The following is a 21,561-nucleotide window of genomic DNA, read 5'->3' as shown; positions in this document are numbered from 1 at the left end:
TCCTACAGGGAGAATTGCGCGATGTCCCTTCGCACTTTCAAGAAGGCAATTGGCGCGGTCGCGGTGGCGGGGGCCCTTGGCCTTGCGCTGGCCGGCACCGCCCAGGCTGCGGACCTCAAACTGACCATGAGTTCGCCGCCGACCTCGATGGATCCGCACTTCTACAACCTGTTCTCCAACATCAACGTTTCCGAGCATATCTTCGACTCGCTGACCAAGATGGACCCGGACAGCCGCATCATCCCGGGCCTGGCCGAGTCGTGGAAGCTGGTCAACAACCTCACCTGGGAATTCAAGATCCGCAAGGGCGTGAAGTTCCACGACGGCTCCGAGCTGACCGCCGAGGACGTGATCTGGTCGCTCGACCGCCCCGCCACGATCCAGAACAGCCCGGGCAAGTTCGACGTCTACACCAAGGCGATCGTCAACAAGAAGATCATCGACAAGCACACCATCCAGCTCACCACCAGCCAGCCGTATCCGCTGATGCTGAACGACCTGACGTCGATCTTCATCGTGCAGAAGAAGGCCACGCAGGGCCTGGGCTCGGATGACTTTGCGCAGGGCAAGGGCATGATCGGCACTGGCCCGTTCAAGTTCGTCAGCTATGCGCGCGACGACCGGGTCGAGCTGGTGCGCAACAACGATTACTGGGGCAACAAGCCGGCCTGGGACAAGGTCACGCTGCGCTTTATCCCCAACCCGGCGACGCGCCTGGCGGCGCTGCTGTCGGGCGATGTGCAGGCCATCGAGAACGTGCCCACGCCCGACCTGCCCAAGGTGCGCAAGGATCCCAAGCTGGCGTTCTTCTCCAAGATCTCGCATCGCGTGATCTACCTGTATTTCGATGCCAAGCGCGACAAGTCGCCTTACGTCACCACCAAGGAAGGCGCGCCGCTGGACAAGAACCCGCTGAAGGACACGCGCGTGCGCAATGCCATCAGCATGGCGATCAACCGGCAGGGCATCAAGGACCGGCTGATGGAAGGCCTGTCCGAGCCAACCAACAACCTGGTGCCGCCCACGCTGTTCGGCTACAACCCCAACCTGAAGACGGTCAAGTACGACCCCGAGGGCGCCAAGAAGCTGCTGGCCGAGGCCGGCTTCCCCAATGGCTTCGGCGTGACGCTGCACACGCCCAACAACCGCTACGTCAACGACGAGAAGATCGCGCAGACCATCGCGCAGAACCTGACCCGCATCGGCATCTCGACCAAGGTCGAGGGCATGCCGATGGCGACGTACTCGTCCAAGGGCATCAAGCACGAGTGGTCGTTCGGCCTGCTCGGCTGGGGCGCGCAGACCGGCGAGGTCAGCTCGCCGCTGCGCGCGCTGCTGGCATGCGAAGACAGCAAGAAGGGCTTCGGCACCACCAACTGGGGCGAGTACTGCAACCCGAAGATGGATGTGGTGCTGGAAAAGGCGCTGTCGACGGTGGACGACACCGAGCGCTCCAAGCTGCTGCAGGAAGCCACCGCGATCGCGATCAACGATGGCGGTATCATCCCGATCCACCAGCAGGTGACCACCTGGGCCACGCAGAAGGGCATCGTCTACGTGCCGCGCACCGACGAGCGCACGTACGCGCATAATTTCAAGCCCCAGTAAGTCAAGCCCCCGGTAAGCAGGCTGCCTGCTGCTGAGTTCGCGGTGCCGCGCATGGCTGCCGCGCCGCCTGGAAGCGCATCGCGCTCCCGGGCGGCGTGCGCATTCGCGCGCGAAAGGATAGTGGTCTGAATATGCTGGTCTTTATCATCCGGCGCCTGATGCAGAGCGTGGTCGTGCTCTTCGTCATGTCGCTGCTGGTTTTCCTCGGCGTCTTTGCCATCGGCAATCCCGTCGACATCCTGATCAACCCGCAGGCCGACCAGGAGGACATCAAGCGCACCATCGCGGCGCTGGGCCTGGACAAGCCGCTGTGGGAGCAGTACTGGGTGTTCCTGCAGAACGCGCTGCAAGGCAACCTCGGTACCTCGTTCGCGCATGGCACGCCGGCGCTCAAGCTGATCTTCGAGCGCATGCCGGCAACCATGGAGCTGGCGGTCTGCGCGATCCTGCTGGCGATCGTGCTGGGCATCCCGCTGGGCCTGTGGGCCGGGCTGCGGCCCAAGGGCATTGCCGGCAAGTCGATCATGACGGTGTCGATCCTGGGTTTCTCGCTGCCCACCTTCTGGGTCGGGCTGATGCTGATCATGGTGTTCGCGGTGCAGCTGGGCTGGCTGCCGTCCAACGGCCGCGGCGAGACCGTGCGCGTGCTGGGCATCCCGCTCAGCTTCCTGACCGCCGATGGCATCCGCCACCTGATCCTGCCGGCCGTGACGCTGTCGCTGCTCAACATCGCCATGGTGATCCGGCTCACGCGCGCCGGCACGCAAGAGGCGATGCTGCAGGACTACGTCAAGTTCGCGCGCGCCAAGGGGCTGTCCAACACCCGCATCGTCGGCGTGCATGTGCTGAAGAACATCCTGATTCCCATCGTCACCGTGATCGCGCTGCAGTTCGGCTCGATCATCGCCTTTGCAATCGTGACCGAGACCATCTTCGCCTGGCCCGGCATGGGCAAGCTCATCATCGATTCGATCCAGCTGTTGGACCGGCCGGTGATCGTCGCCTACCTGATGGTGATCGTGACGCTGTTCATCCTGATCAACCTGGTGGTGGACATCATCTACAGCATGCTCGATCCACGCGTGCGCATTGCCGATAACAAGGGCTGAGCCATGACCGCAGTCACCGTCGAACCCGAAGACAAGACGCCGCCGCGCGCCGCGGCGCGCGAGCAATCCCCCTGGCGACGCTTTGCCGCCGAGTTCTTCGCCAGCAAGATCGCCGTGGCGGGGCTGGCCACGCTGGTGACGATCATCCTGATCGCCATCTTCGCGCCGTGGCTGGCGCCGCAGAACCCGTATGACCTGGCCACGCTGGACGTGCTCGACGCGCGCCTGGCGCCGGGCGAGCAGGCCGGCAGCGGCATGACCTTCCTGCTGGGCTCGGACGAGCAGGGCCGCGACATCCTGTCGGCGGTGATGTACGGGTTGCGCATCAGCATCGGCGTGGGCGTGGTCAGCACCCTGATCGCGCTGCTGCTAGGCGCCACGCTCGGGCTGCTGGCCGGTTTCCTGGGCGGACGCACCGAGGCCTTCATCATGCGCGTGGCGGACCTGCAGCTGTCGTTCCCGCCGATCCTGCTGGCGCTGATCCTGCTGGCCTTCCTGCGCCCGGGGCTGGGCAATATCGTGATCGCGCTGGTGGCGGTGCAGTGGGCCTACTACGCGCGCACCACGCGCAGCGCCGCGCTGGTCGAACGGCGCAAGGAGTACATCGAGGCCGCCACCTGCCTGGGCCTGCCGCCCGCCCGCATCATGTTCCGCCACCTGTTGCCCAACTGCCTGCCGCCACTGATCGTGATCGCGGCGCTGCAGGTGGCCTCGGCGATCACGCTGGAGGCGACGCTGTCGTTCCTCGGGCTGGGCGTGCCGATCACCGAGCCGTCGCTGGGTTCGCTGATTTCCAACGGCCAGCAGTACATGCTGTCGGGCAAGTACTGGATTAGCTTCTTCCCGGGCATTGCGCTGGTGGTCACCATCGTGGCGATGAACCTGGTCGCCGACCAGCTGCGCGATGTGCTGAACCCGCGCCTGCAGACGCAATAACCGGAAGCGCAAGATGGCACAACCGACGCTGGTGGTCGAACACCTGAAAACGCATTTCTATACGCGCGGCGGCATCGCCCGGGCCGTCGACGACGTGTCCTTCACCGTGGGCCGCGGCGAGATCATGGGGCTGGTGGGCGAGTCCGGCTCGGGCAAGTCCATGACCGGCTATTCGATCATGGGCCTGATCGACCCGCCCGGGAAGATCGTCGACGGCCGCATCGCGCTGACCAGCCGCGACGGCGTCACGCGCGACCTGCGCGCGCTTACGCCGGCGCAGCAGCGCGACGTGCGCGGCAACCGCATCGCGATGATCTTCCAGGATCCGATGATGACGCTGAACCCGGTGCTGCGCATCGATACGCAGATGATCGAGGCGGTGCTGGCGCATGAGAACGTAAGCAAGGCGGTGGCGCGCGAGCGCGCGCGCAATGCGCTGGCGCGGGTCGGCATTCCGTCGCCGGACGAGCGCCTGCAGGCCTATCCGCACCAGTTCTCGGGCGGCATGCGCCAGCGCGTGGCGATCGCCACGGCGCTGCTGAACAAGCCCGACCTGATCATTGCCGACGAACCGACCACGGCGCTCGACGTGACCATCCAGGGCCAGATCCTGTACGAGATGCAGACCCTGTGCCGCGAATCCGGCACGGCGCTGATCTGGATCACGCACGATCTGTCGGTGGTGGCGGGGCTGGCCGATTCGGTCTGCGTGATGTATGCCGGCAAGATCGTCGAGGCCGGCGACGTGCGCCAGGTGCTGGAGCACCCCGAGCATCCCTACACGCACGGGCTGATCAGCTCGGCGCCGTCGCGCAATCCGCGCGGCGCGCCGCTGCGGCAGATCCCGGGCATGACGCCATCGCTGCTGAACCTGCCGGGCGGCTGCTCGTTCCGCGAGCGCTGTCCCTATGCGACCGCGGCCTGCAAGACCGAACCCCCGCTGGAAACCGCCGCGGACGGGCGCCGCCTGCGCTGCTTCCATCCGGTGCTGGCCAACCAGGAGGCGGCATGAACGCCACTGCACTGCAATCCCGCCCGATGACCGAACCGGCCGCACCGGCCGAAGCAGAAGGCGCCACGCCCGCTGCGCCGATCCTCGAACTGCGCGGCGTGTCCAAGCGCTTCGTCAAGTCGCTCGATGCCGCCGCGCGCATCGCCAACCTGTTCGGCGCGCATGCTCGCGAAGAGGTGGTGCATGCGGTCGACCGCGTCGACCTGAGCATCCGCGCCGGCGAGGTGGTGGGGCTGGTGGGCGAATCCGGATGCGGCAAGTCCACGCTCGGCCGCATGGCCGTGGGCCTGCACTCGCTGACCGAGGGCGAACGGCTGTGGCGCGGCACCAACCTGGACCACCTGCCGCCCGACAAGCGCCGCGAAAAGCAGCTGGCGATCCAGATGATCTTCCAGGATCCGTATGCGTCGCTGAACCCGCGCCTGCGCGTGCTCGACATCGTCGGCGAGGCGCCGGTGGTGCACGGCATGGTCGGACGCGGCGCGCAGAAGGGCTATGTCGAGGACATGCTGGTGCGCGTGGGCATGGACCCGACTGTGCTGCGCCGCTTCCCGCACCAGTTTTCCGGTGGCCAGCGCGCGCGCATCGGCATTGCGCGCGCGCTCGCGGTGAAGCCCGAGTTCCTGGTCTGCGACGAATCGGTGGCGGCGCTCGACGTATCGATCCAGGCCCAGGTGCTGAACCTGTTCATGCGCCTGCGCGAAGAGCTGAACCTGACCTACCTGTTCATCAGCCACGACCTGGGCGTGGTCAAGCACATCAGCGACCGGGTGGTGATCATGTACCTGGGACGGGTGGTCGAATCCGCGCCGACCGAAGACGTGTTCGCCGCGCCCAACCATCCCTATACGCAGGCGCTGCTGGCGGAGGCGCCCAAGCTGGAGGTAGCGCGCAAGACCTACGTCGCGATCCGCGGCGAGATTCCGTCGCCGCTGCATCCGCCGAGCGGCTGCCATTTCCATCCGCGCTGCCCGCACGCGATGCCGCGTTGCCGCGAAGAGCAGCCGCTGCTCAAGGAGATTGCGCCGCTGCGGTTCTCGGCATGCCACCTGAATGACATGAAATAAGGCCTGCAAATCGCGGGGGCGCGCTTCACCGAATCACCTGCCCCTTGGAATTGATGATCGTCATCTCCACGAACTTCGAGCCGACATGGTTCTCCGGCGTGAAGTTGACGATAAACCCGCCCAGGTCGTAGTTGCGCATCGATTCCAGCGCAGTCACCAGCTTCTCGCGCGTCAGGTCCTTGCCCGCGCGGCGCAGGCCTTCGGTGAAGGTCTTGGCGGCGATGAAGCCCTCGATGCTGGCGTAGTCGAATTCGCTGGGCTTGCCCGCGGCCTGCAGCAGCCGCAGGTATTCGCGCACGATCGGCAGCGTGGCGTTGCCCGGGTGGGGCATCACCTGCGAGATGATCACGCCGCTGCCCTGCGCGCCCACCACATTGGCCAGCGCCTGCGTGCCGACGAAGGACACGTTGTAGAACTGGCCGTTATAGCCGCGGCGCAGCGCTTCCTTCACGAACGCGCCGGCGGTGCGGTAGGCGCTGATCATCACCACCGCGTCGGGCTTCGCCTTCATCGAGCCCTGCATGGCGTCGCCGATCTCAGTCGTGTTGCGCACCACCGGCTCGCGCGCGACGATCTGCACGCCGCTGTCGGGCGCGGCCTTGAGCGCGCGCTCGAGCCCGTCCAGGCCGGCCTTGCCGTAGGCATCCTCGTTGTAGACCACGGCCACGCGCTTGAGCCCGGTGGTCTGGATCTGGCGCACGATGGCCGCGGTTTCCTCGTTGTAGCCGGCGCGCACATGGAACACGTAGCGGCTGCGCGGCTCGCGCAGCGACTGCGCGCCGGTGTACGGGCCGAAGAACGGCACCCTGGCTTGGATCGCCAGCGGCAGTGCGGCCTGGCTGGTGGGCGTGCCGACATAGCCGAACAGGGCGAAGACGCGATCCTCTTCGATCAGCTTCTTGGTGTTCTTGGCCGCCGGTTCGGGCTCGTAGTAGTCGTCGAGCGCCTCGAGCCGGATCTTGCGCCCGTGGATGCCGCCCTGCTGGTTGATGTGGTCGAAATACAGCCGCGCGCCCGAGTTCATCTGCTTGCCGAGTACGGCGGTCGGGCCCGTCAGCGCGGCGGACTGGCCCAGCAGGATGGTGTCGGCGGTGACGCCTTGCTCGGATGTGGCAGTAGTGGTTGCGGTGTTCGCCGCCCAGGCGGCGCAGGACGCGCCGCCCGTGCCGATGGCGCACGCCACCAGCAGGCCGGCAAGCCGGCCGTTGACCCCGGATCGGAAAGACATAAACCCCCCGCGAATGATGGTTCGGTTACCCGTTCGCCGCGTTGGCCGGTCTGCGCCGGCGAGCTGCTGGATCGTGCGGCATGGTGCGCGTCCCGGTCTGTGCCGCGAGCGCGCCGGCACATCATAATCGAATACAATCGGGACGAGATACTCCCCGCCGTCGCCCCGCACGCCCGGGGGAATGCGCCGCCGGCCGGCGCGACGCAGGTACCGCCATCCGCGGCCTGCGCCGGCATCTCCCGTTCCGTACGACCGAACGAAAACAACACAGCCCCCGCCCGGAGACCCCATGGCTTCCCGCATCGTCCGCGCCGCCTGCCCGCATGACTGCCCCGATACTTGTGCCTTGCTCGTCACCGTCGAGGACGGCCGCGCCGTCAAGGTAGCGGGCGATCCCGACCATCCCGGCACGCAGGGCGTGCTCTGCACCAAGGTGTCGCGCTACACCGAGCGCACCTACCACCCGGACCGCCTGCTGACGCCGATGAAGCGCGTCGGCAAGAAGGGCGAGGGCAAGTTCACGCCGATCTCGTGGGATGAGGCGCTCGATATCATCGCCACGCGCCTGCAGGCGATCGCCGTGCGCGATCCGCAGGCGATCGTGCCGTACAGCTATGCCGGCACCATGGGGCTGGTGCAGGGCGAGAGCATGGCCGCGCGCTTCTTCAACAAGCTGGGCGCGTCGCGGCTGGACCGCACCATCTGCGCCAGCGCCGGCGCCACCGCGCTGCGCTACACCTACGGCGCCAGCGTGGGCATGGACATGGAGCACGTGGTCGATGCCAGGCTGGTGATCATCTGGGGCGGCAACCCGATTGCCTCTAACCTGCACTTCTGGACCCGCGCACAGGAGGCCAAGCGGCGCGGCGCCACGCTGGTGGCGATCGACCCGTACCGCTCGCTCAGCGCCGAGAAGTGCCACCGCCATATCGCGCCGATGCCCGGCACCGACGGCGCGCTGGCGCTGGCGATGATCCATGTGCTGATCCGCGACGGCCTGCTCGACCACGACTACATCGAACGCCATACCGTGGGCTTCGAGGCGCTGCGCGAGCGCGCGCAGGCCTATCCGCCGGCGCGCGCCGCCGAGATCTGCGGCATCCCGGTCGAGGACATCGAATGGCTGGCCGGCCTCTACGGCCAGCAGGCGGTGCGCGAGCGCCAGCCGGTGGCGATCCGGCTGAACTACGGCATGCAGCGGGTGCACGGCGGCGGCCAGGCGGTGCGCGCGGTGGCGTGCCTGCCGTCGCTGGTGGGCGCGTGGCGCCATCCGGCGGGCGGGCTGCAGCTGTCGACCTCGGGTTTCTTCCCGGTCAACGAAGCCGCGCTGCAGCGGCCGGACCTGCTGCCCGGATGGCCGCAGCAGCTGCCGCGCCTGGTCAACATGAGCACCATCGGCGATGCCTTGCTGGCCGAGGGCGCGCCCGGCGCGCCGCGCATCGAGGCGGTGGTGGTCTACAACAGCAACCCGGTGGCGGTGGCGCCGGAGTCCGGCAAGGTCGCCGCGGGCTTCGCGCGCGAGGACCTGTTCACGGTGGTGCTGGAGCATTTCCGCACCGACACCGCCGACTATGCCGACATCATCCTGCCCGCGACCACGCAGCTCGAGCACACCGACGTACACAAGGCCTACGGCCATACCTATTTCCTCGCCAACAACGCCGCCATCGCGCCGCTGGGCGAGGCCCTGCCCAACACCGAGATCTTTCGCCGGCTGGCGCAGCGCATGGGCTTTACCGAGTCCTGCTTTGCCGACAGCGACGAGGCCATCGCCGCGCAGGCGATCCTGCCGGACGATGCGCGCGCGGCCGGCATCAGCTGGGATTCGCTGAAAGCGCAGGGCTGGCAGAAGCTGGCGCTGCCGGCGGCGCCGTTCGCCGAGGGCGGCTTCCCGACACCATCGGGCAAGTGCCAGTTCTATTCGGAGCCGATGGCGCGCGACGGCTTCGATCCGCTGCCCGACTACGTGCCGCAGTACGAGGCGCCGCAGACCGCGCCCGAACTGGCGGCGCGCTATCCGCTGGCGATGATCTCGCCGCCGGCGCGCAATTTCCTCAACAGCTCGTTCGTCAACGTCGACAGCCTGCGCGCCACCGAGGGCGAGCCGCACCTGGACATCCATCCGGCCGACGCCGCCGAGCGCGGCATCGTGCACGGCGCGCTGGTGCGCGCCTTCAATGACCGCGGCAGCATGGTGGCACGCGCGCGCGTGACCGACCGCGCCCGGCGCGGCCTGGTGGTGGGGCTGTCGATCTGGTGGAAGAAGCTCGCGCCCGACGGCAAGAACGCCAACGAGCTGACCAGCCAGCGCCTGACCGACCTGGGCCGCGCGCCGGTGTTCTACGACTGCCTGGTGCAGGTCGAAGCCTGCGCGCAAGGGGCAGCCGAGGCGGCATGACGCGGCCGCGCGGCCGCCGCGGCTGGGCGGCACTCGTTGGGGCGGCGGCGCTGTCGGCCCTGGTGCTGCTGACGGCGGGATGCGAGGCGGTCGGCTACTACGCGCAGTCGATCGGCGGCCATCTTGGCGTGATGGCGCAGGCGCAGCCGCTGACCGATGCCATCGCCAGCGCGCGCGACGCCAACGATGCGCGCCTGGCCCAGCGGCTGGCGCTGGCCGGCCGCATGCGCGACTTCGCCTCGCGCGAGCTGAAGCTGCCCGACAACGGCAGCTACCGCCGCTACGCCAACCTGCACCGGCCCTATGTGGTATGGAGCGTGTTCGCCACGCCCGAGCTGTCGATGGAGCTGCGCAAGTGGTGCTTCCCCATCGTCGGCTGCATCAGCTACCGCGGCTACTACGCCCAGTCCGACGCCGAGCAGTACGCGCAAGGCCTGCGCCGCGACGGGCTCGAAACCTATGTGGCCGGCGTCCCCGCCTATTCGACGCTGGGCTATTTCGACGACCCGCTGCTCAACACCTTCGTCTACCTGCCCGAGGGCGAGCTGGCGCGGCTGATCTTCCATGAACTGGCGCACCAGGTGGTGTACGTGCGCAACGACACCGCGTTCAACGAGTCCTTCGCCACCGCGGTCGAAGCGGCCGGCGTGGAGCGCTGGCTGGACCAGGATGCGTCGGAGGACGCGCGTACCAGCTATCGCCAGTACGATGCCCGGCGCCAGCAGTTCCGCGCGCTGCTGCTGGGCACGCGCGACCGGCTGGTGGCGCTGTACCAGACCCCGCTCGACGACGCCGCCAAGCGCGAGGGCAAGGCGAAGATCTTTGCCGACCTGCGCGCCGGCTATGCGCGGCTGCGCGCGGAGTGGGGCGGCTACAGCGGCTATGACCGCTGGTTCGACCAGCCGCTGACCAACGCCCACCTGGCCGCGGTGGCGACCTACCAGCAATGGGTGCCGGCGTTTACCGCGCTGCTGGCGCGCTGCGACGGCGACTGGCAGCGCTTCTACGACGAGGCGCGCCGCATCGGCGCGCTGCCCGCGCGCGAGCGCGAGGCGGCATTGCGCCGGCTGGCGCCGCCGGCGACCCGCACCGACACGCTTACCGCGGGCGCCAAGGCCGCCGCCAACTAGGCTGCAGGCAGTCCCTGGGCGGGTAACCACGGTGCTGCGCCGCCCGCGCCGCATGCGAGAATGCCGTCATGTCGATTGCTCCCAGATCCGAACCGCTGGCGCCGCCGTCGGGCGCGCCGACGGAGCCCCAGCCGGCCCGCCCGCATATCGCCGAGCGCCAGGAGGCGCGCCGCCGGCAGATCCTCGATACCGCCGCGCAGCTGTTCTACAGCAAGGGCTACCCCGGCATGACCATGAACGACCTGTGCCGCGCGCTGGGCGTGACCAAGCCGGCGGTCTACTACTACTTCACCGACAAGTACGAGATCTTCGACATCCTGTGCCGCGAGTCGGCCCAGACCTGCCTGCCGGTGATCCGCGAGACCGCCGACCCGGCGCAACCCGTCACGGAGCGCCTGCACGCCTGCCTGCTCGAGATGGCGCGGCGCTGCATTGCCTGCCACGTGCCGGCCACGCTGAGCTTCCGCGACCGGCAGTACCTGCGCCCGGACACCGTGGCCTGGCTCGACAGCATGGCGCGGGACTTTTATCGCGACCTCTATGCGCTGCTGGACGAAGGCCAGCGCGAGGGCGTGTTCGCCTTTGGCGACGCGCGCGTGACCGCGCATGCGATCGGCAGCGTGGTCGGCTTCCTCTACACCTGGCACGAGCCCGGGCGCACCGACCCCGAAACCCTGGCGCAGGAACTCGCGGCCAGCATGATGAAGCTGGTGCTGCCGAGCGGCCGGTGAGTATGGGCTGCGCGCGTTAGGGGTTATCCCGCTGCTTATGTCCGGTCGGTGGCGCATAATGCTCGCCAGGGGCCGCCACGATTGGCGAATGACCCTGAGGACTTCGTCTAAGTTGTTGTTTTAACCGGGACGCACGTTTAGCATCTCGGAAAAATCGAACGACCATTCAGAAATTCAGGAGACGGTGCTATGGAAAGAATTTGGCTGAAACACTACCCGGCCGGTGTCCCTGCCGAGATCGATGCCAGCCAGTTCCGCTCGCTCGCTGCGCTGCTCGAGGCGTCTTTCCACAGCTATGCCGACCGCAAGGCCTTTATCTGCATGGACAAGGCCATCACCTACGGTGAACTGGACCGGCTCTCGACCCACTTTGCCGCATGGCTGCAGTCGCGCGGGCTGCGTCCCGGCGCGCGCGTGGCGATCATGATGCCCAACGTGCTGCAATACCCGGTGGTGCTGGCCGCGGTGCTGCGCGCGGGTTTCGTGGTGGTCAACGTCAATCCGCTCTACACCCCGCGCGAGCTCGAGCACCAGTTGAAGGACAGCGGCGCCGAGGCCATCGTGATCCTGGAGAACTTTGCCGCGACGCTGCAGCAGGTGCTGCCGCGGACGCCGGTCAAGCACGTGGTGGTGGCCAGCATGGGCGACATGCTGGGCGGGCTGAAGGGCGCGATCGTCAATTTCGTCGTGCGCAACGTCAAGAAGATGGTGCCGGCGTGGGAGCTGCCCAACTGCGTGCGCTTCAACAGCGTGCTGGCCGAAGGCCGCAAGCTGACGCTGCAGCCGGCCACCACCGGCCCCGACGACATCGCCTTCCTGCAGTACACCGGCGGCACCACGGGGGTGTCCAAGGGCGCGGTGCTGCTGCACCGGAACGTGGTCGCCAACGTGCTGCAGTCCGAGGCATGGATGCAGCCGGCGCTGAACAAGGGCGCGCATATCGACCAGCCCATTACCATCACGGCGCTGCCGCTGTACCACATCTTCGCGCTGACGGTCTGCTGCCTGCTGGGCATGCGCAGCGGCGGCACCAGCGTGCTGATCCCGAATCCGCGCGACATCCCGGGCTTTATCAAGGAACTGCAGAAGTACAAGTTCAACATGTTCCCGGCCGTCAACACGCTGTACAACGCGCTGCTCAACCACCCGGACATCGGCAAGGTCGACTTCTCCGGCCTGCGCGTGGCCAACGGCGGCGGCATGGCGGTGCAGGAGGCGGTGGCCAAGCAATGGCTGGCCAAGACCGGCTGCCCCATCATCGAAGGCTACGGCCTGTCCGAGACCTCGCCTTCGGCCACCTGCAACCCGACCGACACCGATGCGTTCTCGGGCACCATCGGCATGCCGCTGCCGTCGACCGAAGTCGTGATCCGCGACGACGACGGCAACGACGTGCCGCTGGGCCAGCCCGGCGAGATCTGCATCCGCGGCCCGCAGGTGATGGCCGGCTACTGGAACCGCCCGGACGAGACCGCCAAGGTCATGACCCCCGACGGCTTCTTCAAGACCGGCGACATCGGCACGATGGACGAGCGCGGCTACACCAAGATCGTCGACCGCAAGAAGGACATGATCCTGGTGTCGGGCTTCAACGTCTATCCGAACGAAGTCGAAGGCGTGGTGGCGGAGTGCCCGGGCGTGCTGGAAGTGGCGGCGGTCGGCGTGCCGGACACGCACTCGGGCGAGGTGGTCAAGCTGTTCGTGGTGAAGAAGGACCCGGGGCTGACCGAGGCCGACGTGATCGAATTCTGCAAGGAGCGCCTGACCGGCTACAAGCGGCCCAAGTACGTCGAGTTCCGCACCGAGCTGCCTAAGACCAACGTCGGCAAGATCCTGCGCCGCGAACTGCGCGACAGCCGCGCGGCAGCCTGATCGCGGTCCTGCTGCCACGGCAAACGACAACGGCCTCCTCGGAGGCCGTTGTGCTTTCAGGCGGGGCCGCTCAGGCTCAGCACTCGTTCGACGGCGCCAGCCGCGCCTCCTGGCCGCCGTCGGGGTAGATCACGCGCACGCAGGCGCCGGGCTCCAGCCCCGGCGCCGCCGGTGCGTTGGCCGACACCATCGCGCCGTCCAGCGTGCGCACCTTGTACTGGAACAGGTCCACCTGCTGCACCGGCGCCGGCTTGTTGAACAGCCGGCTCAGGTCGAAGGCGAAGCCCACGCCGACGCCGCCACCGTGGCCGCCACTGGCCACACCCACGCCGACACTGGTGCCGCCGCCGTAGTAGGAAGGCACCTGGGCCACGTCCAGGCGGGTCAGGAACACCTTTTCGGTGACGCGCCCCAGCTTGATGGTGGCGTTCACCGGGGTGACCTGCGGTGGCTGCGGCGTGCTGCTGCAGGCGGCCAGCAGCAGCACACCGCACAGCGTAACGAAGGCAAGCGGTTTCATGGCGAGATCAGGCCGGATTTGAGCCGGCCCAGCAGTCGGAACAAGGCGCGCCGGTCGGTCTCGGCCAGGCCCGAGAACAGTTGCCCGATCCAGTCCTCGTGCGCGCGCGCCATGCGCGAGAACGCGGCGCGCCCGGCCGGCGTCAGGCGGATCAGGTAGGCGCGCCGATCGGTGGGCAGGGCCTCGCGCGAGACCAGCCCTTCCTGCTGCAGCTGGTCGGTGATGCCCGTGACATTGCCGCCGGTCACCATCATGCGGCGCGACAGCTCGCCCATCTTGAGCCCTTCGGGATGGCGGTCGAGCTGCGCCATCAGGTCGAAGCGGGGCAGGGTGCAGGCGAAGTCCTGGCGCAGCCGCGAGCGGATATCGGCTTCGATCAGGTTGGTGCAGGTCAGCAGCCGCAGCCACAGCCGCAGGGCCTCGTGCTCGGTGTGGTCGGCGCGGGTTTCGAGGTCGACCGGCGCGCTCTCGGCGCCGGCCGCGGGAGACAGGTTGGGCATCTTCGGTGCAGCCTGGGGTGGCAGGTGTGCGGCAAGCGCCGCCAGGGGCCGCCCACGCTGCGGGCGGCCGACATTTGATGCCTCAAGTATATGCGCGATATCTACACGACAAGCGCCGCGCCCCTGCAGGTGATCAATTCAGGTTGAGCCGGCGCAAGCCGGCATCAATCCACCTTGGCGCCCGAATCCTTGACCACCTTGGCCCATTTCGCGGTTTCGGCGCGGATGAAGGCGGCGAACTGCTCGGGCGTGTTGCCGATGGGCTCGGCGCCCTGCGCCTGCAGCCGCTCGCGCACCGCCGGGGCGCCCAGCGCCTTGGCCACTTCCTGCTGGACGCGCTGGATCACCTCCGGCGGCGTGCCGGCCGGCGCCAGCATGCCGAACCAGGAGCTGGCCTCGTACTGCGGCAGGCCGGCGGCCTGGGCGATGGTCGGCACGCCCGGCAGCGCCGGCGACGGCTTGGCGCTGGTCACCGCCAGCGCCTTGAGCTTGCCGCTCTTGATCAGCGCCATCGACGACGGCAGGTTGTCGAACATCACCTGCATGGTGCCGCCCGCCAGGTCGGTCAGCGCGGGCCCGCTGCCCTTGTACGGGAAGTGCACCATGAAGGTCCGGGTTTGCGTCTTGAACAGCTCGCCGGCCAGGTGGATCGAGGTGCCGTTGCCGCTCGAGGCCATGTTGATCTTGCCGGGGTTGGCGCGCGCATAGGCGATCAGGTCCTTGACGCTGTCGATCTTGTTCTGCTGCGCAAACGCCGGATTGAGCACCAGCACGTTGGGCACCGCCGCCACCTCGGTGATCGGCGCGAAGTCCTTGATCGGGTCGAACGGCAGCTTGCCGTACAGCGACTGGTTGATGCCGTGGGTGCCGACCGTGCCCATCAGCAGCGTGTAGCCGTCGGGCGCGGCCTTGGCGACGATGTCGGCGCCGATATTGCCACCGGCGCCGGGCTTGTTGTCGACCACCACGTTCCAGCCGGGCAGCTTGCCCAGCTCGGCCGCGACCGCGCGCGCCAGGATGTCGGTGGTGCCGCCGGCGGCGAAGGGCACCACCAGCCGGATCGGCTTGGCCGGATACGGGTCGGCGGCCAGCGCCGGCTGGCCGGCAAGCGCGCCGAGGCTGACGGACAGCAGCAGCGCAACGACGCGCCGGCGATTGGGTTGCATGCTTGGTCTCCTGTGGTAGCCCGCTGGATAGCCCACGGTGCGTATGGTCAGTGCATTCTAGTCGGCACCCGCGGCGGCGCCGATGAGGTGATGCCCTATGGCGTGCGCGCGCCGTGCGGGCATGAAAAAAGGCACCCGAAGGTGCCTTGCAGGATCTGCCCGGAAAGGCGGATCAGGCGGATCAGAACTTGTGGCGGATGCCCAGCGCGACGCCAACCATGTTGTCCTTGCCGGTGCCCAGGAAGTAGCCGTTGGCGAAGCTGATGGCCGAGGTGTCGAAGTTGACGCCGGCGTTCTTCGCGTAGGCGGTGGTCAGGTACACGTCGGTGCGCTTGGACAGGTTGTAGTCGGCGACGAACGAGATCTGCCAGGGGTTCTTGATGTTGTTGGTGGTGCCGGTGGCAGCCAGGTTCAGGTTCTTGACGTCGTCGTAGAAGTAGGCGAGCGTCAGGCCCAGCGCCGGGGTGACCTGGTAGTTGGCACCGACCCAGTAGTAGTTGTCCTTCAGGATGGTGTTGTTGTTGGGGGCCTTGTTCATGCCCCAGCGGTAGCCGGCCATCAGCTTGGCCGGGCCGAAGGCGTAGCTCGCCGCAACCGCCGCCTTCTTGAACTCGCCAGTGCCGCCGGCGGCGTTCAGGGTCGGGTTGTACTGGTCGTAGGCCGCCGAAACGCCGAACGGACCTGCCGCCCATGCCAGGCCGGCACCGTAGCCGGTGTCGCGGCGGAACTGGCCCGGGACCTCGCCGCCGCCGGCCACGCCGTTGCCGAACGACCAGTGGGCGATCGCCGTGACCGGACCGAACTTGCCGGTGTACTTGGCGGTATTGTCCGAGCGGAAGTTCAGGCCCAGCTGCGCCACCACCGGCTCATACTGGGTGGCATAGCCGGTCGGCGAGAAGTTGGCCATCAGGTCGAACAGCGTGGTGTACTGGCGACCGAAGGTGAAGCGGCCGGCCTGGGCGCTTTCCAGGCCGACATAAGCCTGACGACCGAACAGGCGGCCGCCTTGCTGCAGCCTGCCGTCATCGATACCGAAACCGCTTTCGAGCACGAACAGCGCCTTCAGGCCGCTGCCCAGGTCTTCCACGCCGCGCAGACCCCAACGCGAAACGGACAGGCCGCCCGAGGTCAGGCGGAAGGCGTTTTCAGCCGGGCCGACCGCCAGGCCGTTGGCGGCCGACGGCGTGACGCTGGACATGTTGCTCACGTATTCGATGTTGGCATCGACCACACCGTACAGGGTCACGCTCGATTGGGCCTGCGCCGCCCCAGCAAATGCGCCAAGCGCTGCCAGCGCCAGAAGCGATTTCTTCATGCTCGTTGATCTCCACTGTAAGAATTATTGGTGACGGCGCGGGAGAACCTCCTGATGGTCTCCATCTCCCGTGCGTCAAACTTCCTTGGAAGTTGCGAAGTATTGTAACAAACAACTTTTCGTTCACCATTGGGGCCCAACCCCTTGTCTTGTTTTAACAACTCAGGGTTTCTGAGTAGCCGGGCGTATCAATGCAAGGCGGGATGCGGGCTGGCGGCGATTAGAGGCAAGCTACAATACGGGTAATCCCGATGGCGCCCTGCCGTGCCCCGCCATGCCGCGCCGCGGCCGCGCACCCCACCATGGCAGGGGCTTGCTCCGGGCCCGATTCCAACCGCCTCTGCGACATGGACACCCTGATCAAAGAATTCGACGTGGCCCTGCGTGCCATTGCCGGCGCCACGCGCTCGGCGCGCACCAATCCGGCTGACCGGCTGGCGCCCGACACCGAACAGATGAGCGCCGGCGAGCGCCGCCATGTGGCCGGCCTGATGCGCATCAACCATGTCGGCGAGGTCTGCGCCCAGGCCCTGTACCAGGCGCAGAAGCTGACCGCGCGCAACGGCGCGGTGCGTGCGCAGATGGATGCCGCCGCGCGCGAAGAGGAAGACCACCTGGCCTGGTGCGCCGAGCGCCTGCGCGAACTGGGCTCGCGTCCCAGCCTGCTCAATCCGCTCTGGTACGCCGGCGCCTTCGCCATCGGCTGGGTCGCCGGCCGCGCCGGCGACCGCGTCAGCCTGGGCTTCGTGGCCGAGACCGAGCGCCAGGTCGAGCACCATCTCGGCGGACACCTGGACCGCCTGCCCGAGTCCGACGGCCGCTCGCGCGCCATCCTCGAACAGATGCGCGACGACGAGATCCGCCATGGCGACGCCGCGCGCGAGGCCGGCGGCATGCCCCTGCCCGCGCCGGTGCGGGCGCTGATGCGCGGCGCGTCGCGCGTGATGACCACCGCCGCCTACCGCATCTGAGGTCGGTTGCCCGGGATCGGGCGTCTCCTGCCCAGCCCTGAATTCAACAGGGCTGGCGGGCAATTGTTGTATCCTCGGAGCGCGCGCCGGGACAGGTCTTTCCTGCGCGGTCGGCAGTTCCTCCGCAAGTGGTTCTCAGGTGGTTTCTCTGCTTTCCTCCCTAAGATCTTCATTTCATTAAGGATTCACTTTTCCGGTGCGTGAGGTGTGCGCGCTAAGTCATTGTTCTGATTAAAAAAATCTCGTTTGCTGCCCCGCCTGCAGCCTTGACCGCCCATATCGCTTCCTCTAAAGTGGGAAATAGTGTGAGGAAGTGTATTTTTGTGTGAAAAAGGGCCCCGGCCATGGGATGATTCTCACCATAGTCGGAACGGAAGGATTCAAGCGCAGGCCGGCCGGCGAACCGTTCGCAGGGCCGGCGTGGACCGGGAGCAAGCTTGTTTCAGGGAGCATCGGCGCTGTCGCTGGATGCCAAGGGGCGGATGTCGATTCCGTCGCGGCATCGCGAAGCGCTGCAACAGCAGGCCGAGGGCCGGGTGACGCTGACCAAGCACCCGGATGGCTGCCTGCTGCTGTTTCCCCGGCCGGAGTGGGAAACCTTCCGCACGCGCATTGCAGCGCTGCCGATGGATGCGCACTGGTGGAAGCGCATCTTCCTGGGCAACGCCGCCGACGTGGAAATGGATGGCGCAGGCCGGGTGCTGATCGCACCGGAGCTGCGCAGTGCCGCCATGCTCGACAAGGAAGTCATGCTGCTCGGCATGGGCAGCCATTTCGAAGTGTGGGATGCCGCGACCTACGCCGCCAAGGAACAGCAGGCGATGGCGCAGGGCATGCCCGAGGCATTGAAGAATTTCTCTTTCTGAAGAGGTCATGAGTCCTACCGGAACCCCGGCAACCCCCGCCCTGCAGCATCGCACCGTGCTGCTGGACGAGGCCGTCGACGCGCTGGTCTGGCGGCCCGACGGGGTTTATGTCGACGGCACCTTCGGCAGGGGAGGGCACAGCCGGGCGGTACTGGCCCGGCTGGGGCCAGACGGGGCCCTGGTTGCGTTCGACAAGGACCCAGCAGCAATCGCAGAAGCGGGCACCATCAAGGATGCCCGCTTCTCCATTGAGCACGCGAGCTTTGCGGCCATGGCCGAACGCCTGGCAGGGCGCGGCCATGTCGCCGGCGTGCTGCTCGACCTGGGGATCAGCTCGCCCCAGATCGATGAGGCGGCGAGGGGGTTTTCCTTTCGTTTCGAGGGCCCGCTGGACATGCGCATGGACACCACGCGCGGCATCACTGCCGCCCAGTGGCTGGCGCAAGCGGATGAGCAGGACATTGCCAGGGTGATACGAGACTATGGGGAAGAACGGTTTGCTGTACAGATTGCAAAGGCGATTGTTGCTCGCCGGAGCGAATCCGGCGATGGCGGACCCGTCGCCACTACTGCCGACCTTGCCGCGCTCGTGGCGAAAGCCGTCAAAACACGCGAGAAGGGTCAGGACCCTGCGACCCGCACCTTTCAGGCTCTACGGATTCACGTCAATCAAGAGCTTGAGGACCTCGAAAGAGGGCTGAAGGCGGCTTATGACCTGCTGCAGGTAGGGGGACGCCTGGTGGTGATCAGCTTCCATTCGCTGGAGGACCGCATCGTCAAGCGGTTCATGGCGGCGCACGCCCGTCCCCAGCAGGATGCCGACCCGGCGCTGCGCCGCGCGCCGCTGCGCGCGGCCGACCTGCCGCAACCGACGCTGCGCCTGCTCGGCCGCTACAAGCCGGGCGCCGAAGAGGTGGCGGCCAACCCGCGCGCGCGCTCGGCGGTGATGCGCGTGGCCGAGAAGCTGGCGCCTGCTGCGCCAACCGCAGGCGGAGGTGCGCGCGCATGAACCGCCTGACCTTCTTCCTGCTGGCCGCGCTGATCCTGTGCGCGCTGTCGCTGGTGAGCGCGCAGCACCAGGCGCGCACGCTGTTCGTCGCGCTCGAGCGGGCCCAGGCGGAAGAGCGGCAGCTCGATGTCGACTGGTCGCGCCTGCAATACCAGCAGAGCGCGCTGGGCAAGAGCGCGCGCATTGCCGAGGCGGCGCGCGCGCAGCTGAAGATGGCGCCGGTCAACCCCGGCAAGACCCAGTACCTGTCCGGCATCGTGCTGCCGCCGGCACCGTCAGCGCCGGCCAGCGCAGCGGAGGCGCGCTGATGAGCATGGCCCGCCCCAACCCGCCCCGCCGTGACCGCAACGGCACCGCCTCGCGCCCGCGCAGCGGCCAGTTCGCCGCCAGCCCGGTGCTGGGCCTGCGCCTGCCGATGTGGCGCTCCAAGCTGGTGGTGTTCCTGATGTTCGCCGCATTCGCCGCGCTGGCCGTGCGCGCGGCGTGGATCCAGGGCCCCGGCAACCAGTTTTATGAGGCCGAGGGCAAGAAGCGCTTCCAGCGCACGCTCGAACTGCCGGCCACGCGCGGCAAGATCCTCGACCGCAACGGCCTGGTGCTGGCCACCAGCCTGCCGGTCAAGGCGATCTGGGCGGTGCCCGAGGACGTGCCCAACCAGGTCGAGGCCGGCAAGATCCGCCAGCTGGCCCGGCTGCTCGGCATGTCCGAGAAGGACCTGGGCAAGAAGCTGTCCGAGGACAAGGGCTTCGTCTACCTGAAGCGCCAGGTGCTGCCCGACGTCGCCGACAAGATCGCCGCGCTGAAGATCGACGGCATCCACCAGACCCGCGAATACAAGCGCTTCTACCCGGAAGGGGAGGCGATGGCGCATATCGTCGGCTTCACCAATGTCGAGGATCGCGGCCAGGAAGGCGTCGAGCTGGCGCGCGAGAGCGGCCTGGCCGGCCGCGCCGGCGCGCGCCAGGTGATCAAGGACCGGCTCGGCCGCGTGGTCGAGGACATCGGCGTGCTCAAGACCCCGCGCGACGGCGAGGACATCCAGCTGTCGATCGACGCCAAGATCCAGTACCTGGCCTACAACGAGCTCAAGGCCGTGGTCGACAAGCACAAGGCCAAGGCCGCCAGCGCGGTGGTGCTCGACGCCCAGACCGGCGAGGTGCTGGCGCTGGCCAACTGGCCCACCTACAACCCCAACGACCGCACCCGGCTGTCGGGCGAGCAGCTGCGCAACCGCGTGCTGACCGACACCTTCGAGCCCGGCTCGATGATGAAGCCGATCACGGTGGGGCTGGCGCTGCAGCTCAAGCGCGTGTCGCCGTCGACGGTGATCGCCACCACCGGCAAGTACCAGTTCGAAGGCGCCACCATCACCGACACCCACAACTACGGCGCGCTCACCGTCACCGGCGTGATCCAGAAGTCGTCCAACATCGGCACGACCAAGATCGCGATGATGATGAAGCCGCAGGAGATGTGGGACATGTACACCAGCATCGGCCTGGGCCAGGCGCCCAAGCTCGGCTTCCCCGGCGCGGTCGCCGGGCGCGTGCGCCCGTACAAGAGCTGGCGCCCGATCGAGCAGGCCACCATGTCGTATGGCTACGGCCTGTCGGTGTCGCTGTTCCAGATGGCGCACGCCTACACCATCTTCGCGCATGACGGCGAGCTGATCCCGGTGACGATGTTCCGCACCAGCGGCCCCGCCACCGGCGAGCGCATCCTGTCGCCGCAGGTGGCGCGCGACGTGCGCGCGATGATGGAAACCGTGACCGCCCCCGGCGGCACCGCGCCCGAGGCGCAGGTGATGGGCTACCGCGTCGGCGGCAAGACCGGCACCGCCTACAAGCATGAAGGGCGCGGCTACAACCGCAGCAAGTACCGCGCCTCGTTCATCGGCCTGGCGCCGATGTCGAACCCGCGCATCATCGTCGCCGTCAGCGTGGACGAGCCCACCGCCGGCAGCCACTACGGCGGCACGGTGGCGGGCCCGGTGTTCGCGGCCATCACCGGCGGCACGCTGCGCGCACTGAACGTCCAGCCCGATTCGCCGATCCGCCAGCTGGTGGTCAGCGACAAGGTGCAGGAAAGCGAACCGTGGAGTTCGACCCAATGAGATCGACCCG

The 21,561-nt window shown here is 67.6% G+C and carries 19 protein-coding genes; 14 read left to right on the top strand and 5 right to left on the bottom strand.

What is annotated here, in order from left to right:
* Positions 1-21 precede the first annotated feature (21 nt).
* The 5 genes from A2G96_RS20300 (at position 22) to A2G96_RS20280 (ending at position 5,732) form a co-directional block, all read left to right on the top strand.
* Positions 22-1,608 (top strand): ABC transporter substrate-binding protein, encoded by a 1,587-nt coding sequence (locus tag A2G96_RS20300; RefSeq protein WP_062801833.1) that lies wholly within the window; start codon positions 22-24, stop codon positions 1,606-1,608.
* Between the two features lie 131 nt (positions 1,609-1,739).
* Positions 1,740-2,717, top strand: coding sequence for an ABC transporter permease (locus A2G96_RS20295; RefSeq protein ID WP_012353976.1), 978 nt, complete (start codon positions 1,740-1,742; stop codon positions 2,715-2,717).
* Between the two features lie 3 nt (positions 2,718-2,720).
* Positions 2,721-3,653, top strand: a complete 933-nt coding sequence (locus A2G96_RS20290; RefSeq protein WP_062801832.1) for an ABC transporter permease — start codon at positions 2,721-2,723, stop codon at positions 3,651-3,653.
* 13 nt (positions 3,654-3,666) lie between these two features.
* Positions 3,667-4,665 (top strand): ABC transporter ATP-binding protein, encoded by a 999-nt coding sequence (locus A2G96_RS20285; protein WP_018003713.1) that lies wholly within the window; start codon positions 3,667-3,669, stop codon positions 4,663-4,665.
* On the top strand, positions 4,662-5,732 hold the full coding sequence (locus A2G96_RS20280) for an ABC transporter ATP-binding protein (protein WP_150124186.1): 1,071 nt from the start codon (positions 4,662-4,664) through the stop codon (positions 5,730-5,732). The genes A2G96_RS20285 and A2G96_RS20280 overlap by 4 nt, the downstream gene beginning before the upstream one ends.
* 25 nt (positions 5,733-5,757) lie before the next feature.
* Here the strand turns inward: A2G96_RS20280 and A2G96_RS20275 are convergent, their stop codons facing one another.
* On the bottom strand, positions 5,758-6,960 hold the full coding sequence (locus tag A2G96_RS20275; RefSeq protein ID WP_062801831.1) for an ABC transporter substrate-binding protein: 1,203 nt from the start codon (positions 6,958-6,960) through the stop codon (positions 5,758-5,760).
* 289 nt (positions 6,961-7,249) lie between these two features.
* Between A2G96_RS20275 and A2G96_RS20270 the strand changes: the two genes are divergently transcribed.
* From A2G96_RS20270 to A2G96_RS20255, 4 genes are all read left to right on the top strand, one after another.
* Positions 7,250-9,358, top strand: a complete 2,109-nt coding sequence (locus A2G96_RS20270) for a molybdopterin-containing oxidoreductase family protein (protein ID WP_062801830.1) — start codon at positions 7,250-7,252, stop codon at positions 9,356-9,358.
* The gene (locus tag A2G96_RS20265) at positions 9,355-10,488 is read left to right on the top strand and encodes an aminopeptidase (protein ID WP_062801829.1); all 1,134 of its coding nucleotides are present in this window, start codon (positions 9,355-9,357) and stop codon (positions 10,486-10,488) included. The genes A2G96_RS20270 and A2G96_RS20265 overlap by 4 nt, the downstream gene beginning before the upstream one ends.
* A 68-nt stretch (positions 10,489-10,556) precedes the next feature.
* Entirely contained in the window at positions 10,557-11,219 is a 663-nt protein-coding gene (locus tag A2G96_RS20260; protein WP_062801828.1) for a TetR/AcrR family transcriptional regulator, read from the top strand.
* 189 nt (positions 11,220-11,408) lie between these two features.
* Complete coding sequence (locus A2G96_RS20255) at positions 11,409-13,091, top strand: long-chain fatty acid--CoA ligase (protein ID WP_062801827.1); 1,683 nt, start codon at positions 11,409-11,411, stop codon at positions 13,089-13,091.
* A 76-nt stretch (positions 13,092-13,167) separates the two neighbouring features.
* Here A2G96_RS20255 and A2G96_RS20250 read toward each other — a convergent pair whose 3' ends face one another.
* The 4 genes from A2G96_RS20250 to A2G96_RS20235 all read right to left on the bottom strand — a co-directional run bounded on the left by A2G96_RS20250 (position 13,168) and on the right by A2G96_RS20235 (position 16,592).
* Positions 13,168-13,611: a hypothetical protein gene (locus tag A2G96_RS20250; protein ID WP_062801826.1), complete on the bottom strand. Its 444-nt coding sequence runs from the start codon at positions 13,609-13,611 to the stop codon at positions 13,168-13,170.
* Positions 13,608-14,111 carry a MarR family winged helix-turn-helix transcriptional regulator gene (locus tag A2G96_RS20245; RefSeq protein ID WP_062801825.1) on the bottom strand — a complete coding sequence of 168 codons (504 nt, stop codon included), beginning with the start codon at positions 14,109-14,111 and terminating at the stop codon, positions 13,608-13,610. The genes A2G96_RS20250 and A2G96_RS20245 overlap by 4 nt, the downstream gene beginning before the upstream one ends.
* 164 nt (positions 14,112-14,275) lie before the next feature.
* Positions 14,276-15,277, bottom strand: coding sequence for a Bug family tripartite tricarboxylate transporter substrate binding protein (locus tag A2G96_RS20240; protein ID WP_062801824.1), 1,002 nt, complete (start codon positions 15,275-15,277; stop codon positions 14,276-14,278).
* A gap of 181 nt (positions 15,278-15,458) precedes the next feature.
* Positions 15,459-16,592, bottom strand: a complete 1,134-nt coding sequence (locus A2G96_RS20235) for a porin (protein WP_062801823.1) — start codon at positions 16,590-16,592, stop codon at positions 15,459-15,461.
* A 347-nt stretch (positions 16,593-16,939) separates the two neighbouring features.
* On the opposite strand from A2G96_RS20235, the gene coq7 reads away from it, so the two are divergent.
* The 5 genes from coq7 to A2G96_RS20210 all read left to right on the top strand — a co-directional run bounded on the left by coq7 (position 16,940) and on the right by A2G96_RS20210 (position 21,551).
* The gene (gene coq7, locus A2G96_RS20230) at positions 16,940-17,563 is read left to right on the top strand and encodes a 2-polyprenyl-3-methyl-6-methoxy-1,4-benzoquinone monooxygenase (protein WP_062801822.1); all 624 of its coding nucleotides are present in this window, start codon (positions 16,940-16,942) and stop codon (positions 17,561-17,563) included.
* Positions 17,564-18,000: 437 nt separating this feature from the next.
* A complete protein-coding gene (gene mraZ / locus A2G96_RS20225) occupies positions 18,001-18,429 on the top strand; it encodes a division/cell wall cluster transcriptional repressor MraZ (RefSeq protein ID WP_010814778.1) in 429 nt (142 codons plus the stop codon).
* Between the two features lie 7 nt (positions 18,430-18,436).
* Positions 18,437-19,438: a 16S rRNA (cytosine(1402)-N(4))-methyltransferase RsmH gene (gene rsmH, locus A2G96_RS20220; protein WP_062801821.1), complete on the top strand. Its 1,002-nt coding sequence runs from the start codon at positions 18,437-18,439 to the stop codon at positions 19,436-19,438.
* On the top strand, positions 19,435-19,746 hold the full coding sequence (ftsL, locus tag A2G96_RS20215; RefSeq protein WP_062801820.1) for a cell division protein FtsL: 312 nt from the start codon (positions 19,435-19,437) through the stop codon (positions 19,744-19,746). Before rsmH ends, ftsL begins: the two co-directional genes overlap by 4 nt.
* Positions 19,746-21,551: a peptidoglycan D,D-transpeptidase FtsI family protein gene (locus A2G96_RS20210; RefSeq protein WP_062801819.1), complete on the top strand. Its 1,806-nt coding sequence runs from the start codon at positions 19,746-19,748 to the stop codon at positions 21,549-21,551. Before ftsL ends, A2G96_RS20210 begins: the two co-directional genes overlap by 1 nt.
* Positions 21,552-21,561 lie beyond the last annotated feature (10 nt).

The sequence above is a fragment of the Cupriavidus nantongensis genome (assembly GCF_001598055.1).
Taxonomy (GTDB): domain Bacteria; phylum Pseudomonadota; class Gammaproteobacteria; order Burkholderiales; family Burkholderiaceae; genus Cupriavidus; species Cupriavidus nantongensis.
The sequence above is the reverse complement of the archived record's forward strand: the minus strand, read 5'-3'. Positions and strand labels throughout refer to the sequence as shown.